6 protein-coding genes are annotated in these 6,712 nt (G+C 49.2%); 2 read left to right on the plus strand and 4 right to left on the minus strand.

The features are described from left to right. The first annotated feature begins 324 nt into the window (after positions 1-324). A complete protein-coding gene (locus tag PsW74_RS13260; RefSeq protein ID WP_208987966.1) occupies positions 325-981 on the plus strand; it encodes a nucleotidyltransferase family protein in 657 nt (218 codons plus the stop codon). Between the two features lie 98 nt (positions 982-1,079). Here the strand turns inward: PsW74_RS13260 and PsW74_RS13265 are convergent, their stop codons facing one another. The 3 genes from PsW74_RS13265 to PsW74_RS13275 all read right to left on the minus strand — a co-directional run bounded on the left by PsW74_RS13265 (position 1,080) and on the right by PsW74_RS13275 (position 3,826). Then, entirely contained in the window at positions 1,080-2,285 is a 1,206-nt protein-coding gene (locus tag PsW74_RS13265) for a hypothetical protein (protein WP_063286653.1), read from the minus strand. 94 nt (positions 2,286-2,379) lie between these two features. Further along, entirely contained in the window at positions 2,380-3,168 is a 789-nt protein-coding gene (locus PsW74_RS13270) for a creatininase family protein (protein ID WP_057461036.1), read from the minus strand. A 64-nt stretch (positions 3,169-3,232) separates the two neighbouring features. Continuing rightward, entirely contained in the window at positions 3,233-3,826 is a 594-nt protein-coding gene (locus tag PsW74_RS13275) for an NAD(P)H-dependent oxidoreductase (RefSeq protein ID WP_208987967.1), read from the minus strand. 491 nt (positions 3,827-4,317) lie between these two features. Here PsW74_RS13275 and PsW74_RS13280 point away from each other — a divergent pair, with 491 nt between their 5' ends. Next, on the plus strand, positions 4,318-5,241 hold the full coding sequence (locus tag PsW74_RS13280; protein WP_063286654.1) for an arginine deiminase-related protein: 924 nt from the start codon (positions 4,318-4,320) through the stop codon (positions 5,239-5,241). Here PsW74_RS13280 and PsW74_RS13285 read toward each other — a convergent pair. Next, positions 5,234-5,704 carry a cupin domain-containing protein gene (locus tag PsW74_RS13285; RefSeq protein WP_208987969.1) on the minus strand — a complete coding sequence of 157 codons (471 nt, stop codon included), beginning with the start codon at positions 5,702-5,704 and terminating at the stop codon, positions 5,234-5,236. The two genes, PsW74_RS13280 and PsW74_RS13285, sit on opposite strands and share 8 nt — an antisense overlap. Between the last annotated feature and the right edge of the window lie 1,008 nt (positions 5,705-6,712).

The raw sequence follows: 6,712 nt of genomic DNA on the forward strand, positions 1-6,712 counted from the left end.
ATCCGCCTACCCAAAAGCCCGCTTTTCGATCTCAAAAGCGGGCTTTTGCACGCCAACCACTTGTAAGAATTGAGATAACGAACCGAACCATAACAACAAGCGACCTGCAATTGATCCTCAACATTGTTTACCAAGGCCCAACCCACCAATGGATTATCTCATTGGAATCTTTTAGTAGTTAGAAAGAGTAGAGCATCTCCCCGAGGCATGGGTTCCAGTCCTCGGATCAGGATATGCATAAACATGAAGTGTCAGAGCATCACTAGTGATCCGGTTTGATCACCTGATACTCTGAAATGAACCGGTGCAGGCGTCATCAGGGCTATGCCAAAATTAGTGCGTCACTCAGCTTTGGCCAATGCCAACTTGGAGTACCTGGATCAGGCAACGCTCGCGGACCCTCAACTCACCAGTGAGGAGGATCGCAAGCGGTTACTTGAGCTGGTCCTGCGATCCAACGCGCATCTGATTTCCGCAATGAAGGGCATCGGATCCCTCCGCCTGCCGGACTGGTGCATCTCCGGCCCCTCCATCGCATGGCCTCTTTGGACTGCGTTGAAGGGCAAGCCCGCCATGGCTGGCAATCACCAGCTCTACATCACCTACTACGATCCATCAGAGCAAGCCCTCGAAAAAGAAGCGACCTACCTGCGCCATATCCGTCAGATCCTGAGCGCTGGGCCTTATCAGGTGCACCTGTCCAATCAGGCAGGCCATGTCATCCATCATGACAGTGAGCGGATGAGCAATGGAACACCAGTCACATGCACTGCAGAAGCTTTGGTACGCGATCCCGTCCAAACCTATGCGCTCGGTGTCCGCTTAGAGACCAACGGAACCTTCACTGTTCTGGCACCGTTCGGTTTGTCTGGCGTTTTTTCAATGAAGATGGAACGCAATACCGGATACTGCGACGAAGAGCACTTCCTCTATAAACTCCGCCGCGTTGAAGTCATGTGGCCGGGAGTTGCTCTCAGATAACTTTTGCTGGATCGTTTTCCCAAAAGGTGTTCCGGCCTCTGGGCAGGAATACGCGTGCGAACAAAGAGATAGATCTTGGCACGTGTATGAGCCATTTCCTAACGAAGCGGCTGAACTGGCAAATAGCCTCTTTCTATCAAATGTACGGTCAAACCGACTGGAAACGGCAAGGCAACTGCATTCTCGTAATCGCACTTTGAACTTGGCGCTCCATCCGGGCAGGCATACTTCCGGAAATCTTCTTGATCACTCCGGCTTCTCTCTGTGGCTTGTGCGACAGCCGCCATCCCGTCTCCCAACCGCGCCCGAAGAGCTGCCCAACAGGCAAGGAAGCCATTTTCGCCCCAAAGCGACTTCTCAGCGCCAGCTAATTCCTCGAGATAAGCCAGTTCTTTTCGAAAGGCAGGCTGATAGACAGGGTCCATGTTCACATCGGTGATTTCGTCGTAATAGAGCTTTTCAATGTAAAGCGGTGCAAAACTGCCTGCGTATGGCGCGAAAAGATAAAAGAAGCTGCTGTCCGCACTCACAAGCTCAAGTGTGCCGTCACCATCCAAGTCCTCAAAGCTATAGCCATATCCGCCATCCAGCACCGCACCCTGAACCATCACCCAGCTTCCCTCTCGATTTTGCGTGATGATCTGTTGCTCCACACAGCAATGCGCCCCACCCGTAAATCGCTTGATCACGACCTGAGGAAACTCAGTCTCCCTGGCAAGACGAATAACCTCAACGCTCTGGCCGTACTGAGGAAAATAACTTGGCTCTGTCTCAAACGAGAACACTTTATTCTGCCCAATCCATCCAACAACCTGCACCTTTGAATTCTTTGAGAATTCATCATTCGGGTCAGCCTGTTCCGTGATGAGGTCTGCATCAACTCGCAGCTTTTCGAGTTTCAGAGAAAAATGGTTCTGCGCTTCAAACTCTCCAAAACGCAAGTTTCTGGCGGGCCAGACAGTCTCCAAGTAGCGGCGCCCGTGAGACAGATAAGCATCCTCAGGCAAATCAATCGCAATCTGCTGGCGCGCCAATTGAAGGTTTTTAAAGTTTACAGGGCCAACAACCACACCAAACCAGCCGTTTTCTGAGCGAACCACCCGCACTTTATCTTGATAGGGTGTCCCTTGCAGAGCTTCCTGAAAGCCTTCCGCCAGCTGCACAGCTTCGGTCGCATCCTGTTTGCTGGCAAAAACAAGCCATTGTTGCCCGCCTGAAAGGCTGAGACTGTCTGCTGCAAAACTGATACTTGGCGTACTGAAAAGTGTGAGCAAAAAAACTGAAATCACTTTTAGAAATTGCATTGCTCAACTCCACATACAGTACTGACTAAAACCAATTAAAACAGGTTCTCCTGGTTGCTTCAAAGAATTTCGCCAAAGCTAACAACAGGAAACATTAATCAAACCGATTGATGTCGAAATCCGCTGTCTCTTGTAAAAACTCAATAAAGCCATCCACTTGATGCTCGGCGGTCAAACGCCCTTTCTCTGAACTTGCATTTGCAGCATTTCCCACTGTCCCATGCGGGTTCAAATCAGAAGCAATCCAGCCATAAGAAGGGAGCCCGGTTGGCCCCAGCCGGGCATTCTCATCAAGATTTTGAGCTGTTGAGCGGAAGTCTTGTGCATGCAACATGTCAACAAGGTCTGCCCGAAAATGCAGCATCAACGAAGTTTCCTCATCGCCTCCATGCAGCCCAAACTTCAGTTCTTCCTCGCTAAACAGCCCTTTTGGCGCTCCAAAGCTGGACCAATGACATTTGCCAACCAACATCTTACAGCGAATGCGAAGCTCCCGCGCGACAATGCCGATCAAGTCCAGGTTCCCGCCATGAGAGTTGGCAATGATCATTTTCCGGATGCCACAGGCCGCAACCGAAGTGCCAATGTCAATCCAATGTTTTGCCGCTGTGTCGGCTCTCAGCGACAGTGTCCCGGGCGCATGAATATGCTCATCAGACTTCCCAATGCATTGTAAAGGCAAAATGCGGAAGTCCAGCGTTTCCGGTGCACGGGCGCACAAGGTCTCAAGCATACCCTCATTAATGTATGTGTCCACTCCAAGCGGGAGATGGGGACCATGTTGCTCAACAGCAGCTGTCGGCAAAATCGCAATCGTCCTTTGAGCATCAATATTCTCAAAGTCTGTGGTTTTAAAATCCATCCAATAGCGTCGAGGAAACATGGCAGATACCTCTAGAGTCAGTCGCTGTCCGCAGGCCATCTTTGGTTTGGCCTGAGAAGAGGGGCTAAGCTTTGCAAAGGCTGCGGGTTTTTCGATCAATCACCTTTAAATGGCGACGCCTTGAGGTTTCAGTAGAGCTGTCCATGTTGTAATGGGCAGCGTATCTGGTTTTTACCCATGGGTTGCAAAGCACACGCACGCCCCGCAAAACGGTTTTCTTGCCGGGCATACCCATAAGAAAACTAAGCCATCTTGGCGCACCGCAGGTGGTAAAAACGGCAAGTTTCTTAATGTTCCGCAAATTTGGTTTGATCGCCCCCTCTTCAGTCAGCTTAAAAGCAACACCTGGCACCAGCACGCGATCAAGCCATCCTTTGATCATGGCAGGCAAGCCATACCACCAGGTTGGATAAATGAAGATGAGCGTGTCGCAGCGCTGCAATACGTCAATGTGGTGCTCAAGACCTTGCTGGTTGAGGGAGGTATCCAAATAGCTATCCAGCTCGCCCTTGGTTAAAACTGGCTGAAAACCCTCCTCATAAAGATCAATGAGATCCAGGCTGACGTCGTGAAGCCTGAGTGTCTCTACCACCTGTTCAAGGACAGCCTTGCTGAAACTTTCAGAGTTTGGATGGCAATAGACGATCAGCGCATGCATGTTCTTTTCCGGTTCAAATGTTTTTCTATCAATTTCTACCACGCCTTATACGAGTTGAGGCTGGCTTCTCATTGAGTTTCATCATCATGATCGCATGAAAATCGTCTAGTTCGTAATCCTCTCTAACTCAGCTAATGTTTTCTGTAACGTGATGATAATAATAGTATAAATCCACGTATTTCTTAGTTTTGCTGTGCTGACTCAACGGTGTTTTTTGAGTAATGCCTCAATATTTACACAATTTTGTATATTTTTTAGTGCGTACTTTCTGAAAGACCAATTCAGAAAACAAGCCGCGAGCCATCAGGAGGAGATGAGCTTCGGTAAGACGAAGCGAAATCGCCAATCAAAAATGAAAACCGCTTCCAATCCTCCCAAAAATAATCTGCGCCCTATGAATGGTGCACTGTGTAACTCATCAAAAAGAAGCAGAACCAATGACGAACCACAGACCTACTCTCCGATCCGTTCAGGCTCCATCTGCCGTTGTTATGATCCGCCCTTTGTTTTTCAGCACACGCAAAGATGCAGCTCAGAGCAGTTCTCGCAGTCTTATTGGTGAATCTCAAAAAGACATCGATTTTGCAGAACAGGCATATGTTGAGATTTCTGCCGCAGCAGATGAGTTGAGTAGGCATGGTGTTGATGTTCATCTGTTCGAAGATAAGTCTCGTGACACACCACACTCTGTTTTTCTGAACAATTGGCTGTCAACGCATGCAGGCGGTTATGTCACCATCTACCCAATGCAGGCGGAGAGCCGTCGAAAAGAACGTCGTAGTGATGTAATCGAGCTTCTTAAATCCGAATACCGCGTTCAGGATGTAGTTGATTTTTCAGAGCTGGAAGATGAGCAGCAGTTCCTCGAAGGAACGGGCGCAATGGTCTTCGATAACGTCGAGCGCGTTGTATATGCAGTCCCGTCAAGTCATGCAAATCAGCAGGCTCTGGAACAGTTCTGTGATCATTTCAAATATGAGCCGGTGATTTTTCAGGCGCAACACACTGATGACAAGCCTGTTACTCACACCAATGAAATTCTTTGCATTGGCACTGGCATCGCATTGATTGGATCAGACTTGATCACTGATCCTGCAAAAAAAGCAGAGATCCTTCGTCGTTTAGAGCAGTCTGGACGTCAGGTTGTTCAGTTGAACAACGAGCAAATTGAAGCCTGTGCAGGACGTTCCATTGAGTTGCATAGCAAAACAGAAGGCTTGCTTCTTGCTATGTCCGAGGGAGCATACTCTTCTTTACATCAGGATCAGATCGATCTGATTGAGCAGAGCACCAAGATTGTTCAGTTGAAGCTGGATACCATTGAACAAGCAGGCGGCTCAGCCCGCTGCGCTATGGCAGGCATCCACCTCAACCTGCGCGAAGTTGAACCTGAGCTGGAAACTGAAGCTACTTAAAGTTTCCCTGCTGAGTATCGGTTAAGTCCACAATATCGGTGACCGTCAGAACAGCTGGCGTGTCACCTTTATTTTTGACCCAATGCTGCACCTCAGAGTTTTCGTTGATCACTTCACCAAGCTTATGAATGACCGGCACACCGCACTCATTACTATACTCAACAAACTCGCCTTCTGTGACCAGCGCCAGAGCCGGTCGATTTTCATGACCATGTAAAAGAACGTGTCCTCCCGGTTGAACCGTAATGGTCCGCATACGAAGGTTATGATCAGGGATGTTGACCTTCTCTTTGCCAAGATCGATAGCATCGAGTTCTTCAGTCTCTACCAAATAGTTTTCCGTTGGAGCGCTATCGTCAATGGCTGAACCTTCCTGGCCAGGAGGACATTGTCCGGCCTGAGCAGAAGGAAGAGCTAAGCCTGCAAAAAGCAGTGTGGTCGCAGCGAGTATAATGGTCTTCATAGGGACCTCCAATGTTCCGGCCAGAACATAGCTCAACTGAAAATCCAAGGTGCCGGGATTTGAGAGCATGTTAAACTCCCCATGAAGCCAGCTTATAAGAAGCAATTAAAATCATCTCGCAGAATTTTCCGCCATTTCTATAAGCAGTAGGGCCACCTTAGCGGGGATAGTTTTTTGTTTTGCGCTTATAAGATTTGATAGAAGGAGGATAAGTCCTGTCTCTCAGTTGGCTGGAGCAAGAGGCGTTTGCTGATGCCGTTCTTAGTCCTCCGTCTCCCCATACGTGCTGTTTCCTTGTCGTCTTGCACATTCGAGCGCATAAAAACGCTGTTTCGCGCAAAATCACGCAAACGAACGCAATGGCGGGGCTTTCCATTGGGCGTCTCTCATCGCATAGCGGTCATCTCGGCGAGTTCAGGCGCTGCAGCCTGTGCCACGACCACCATACACCCCCATTCATTATTCAGTTTTCAAAGAACGCGGATTGCTCCGAAGTCCGCTTGCCAGCGTTCTGAGAGAGTGCAGTCTGATTTGATCGCGGTCTATTCCTGTAATGTTCTCCCTGAGTCTTTGGTGGCCGGGAGTTGGAGCATGGAGAATGGCTGGTGTGATTACGGGGAAATAGGGCGCCTTTAAACCTCTCGTCGGGGGAGATTGATTAGATAGATTTATCCCCCACAGGGACGGTGTGGAATTGAAACGGCGGGTTTCTGCTGATTAGGTATGTTTTACACATAGGTGGGTGATGTTTTTGGGTTTTTTTGTCGTTTTCTGGTTGACGGTTGGAGGGCTCAGGCCTATAACCCAGCTCATCGAGAGCGACGGCGCTGCCGGCGACGGCACGATGCGCTCTTGGGTTCCTCGAAAGGATTGATCGCTCAGGCTCGATCGGAAATGATTGAGCTGGTGAGTGATTTACTCTTTTGAGTGTGGGTGGAAGCCCTGTTCATTGACAATTGAATACGGAAGAAGAAAGAGAAACGTGGACGGCGGTTATTCGCGAGTGGT

It is taken from the genome of Pseudovibrio sp. W74 (assembly GCF_001623085.1).
GTDB lineage: Bacteria > Pseudomonadota > Alphaproteobacteria > Rhizobiales > Stappiaceae > Pseudovibrio.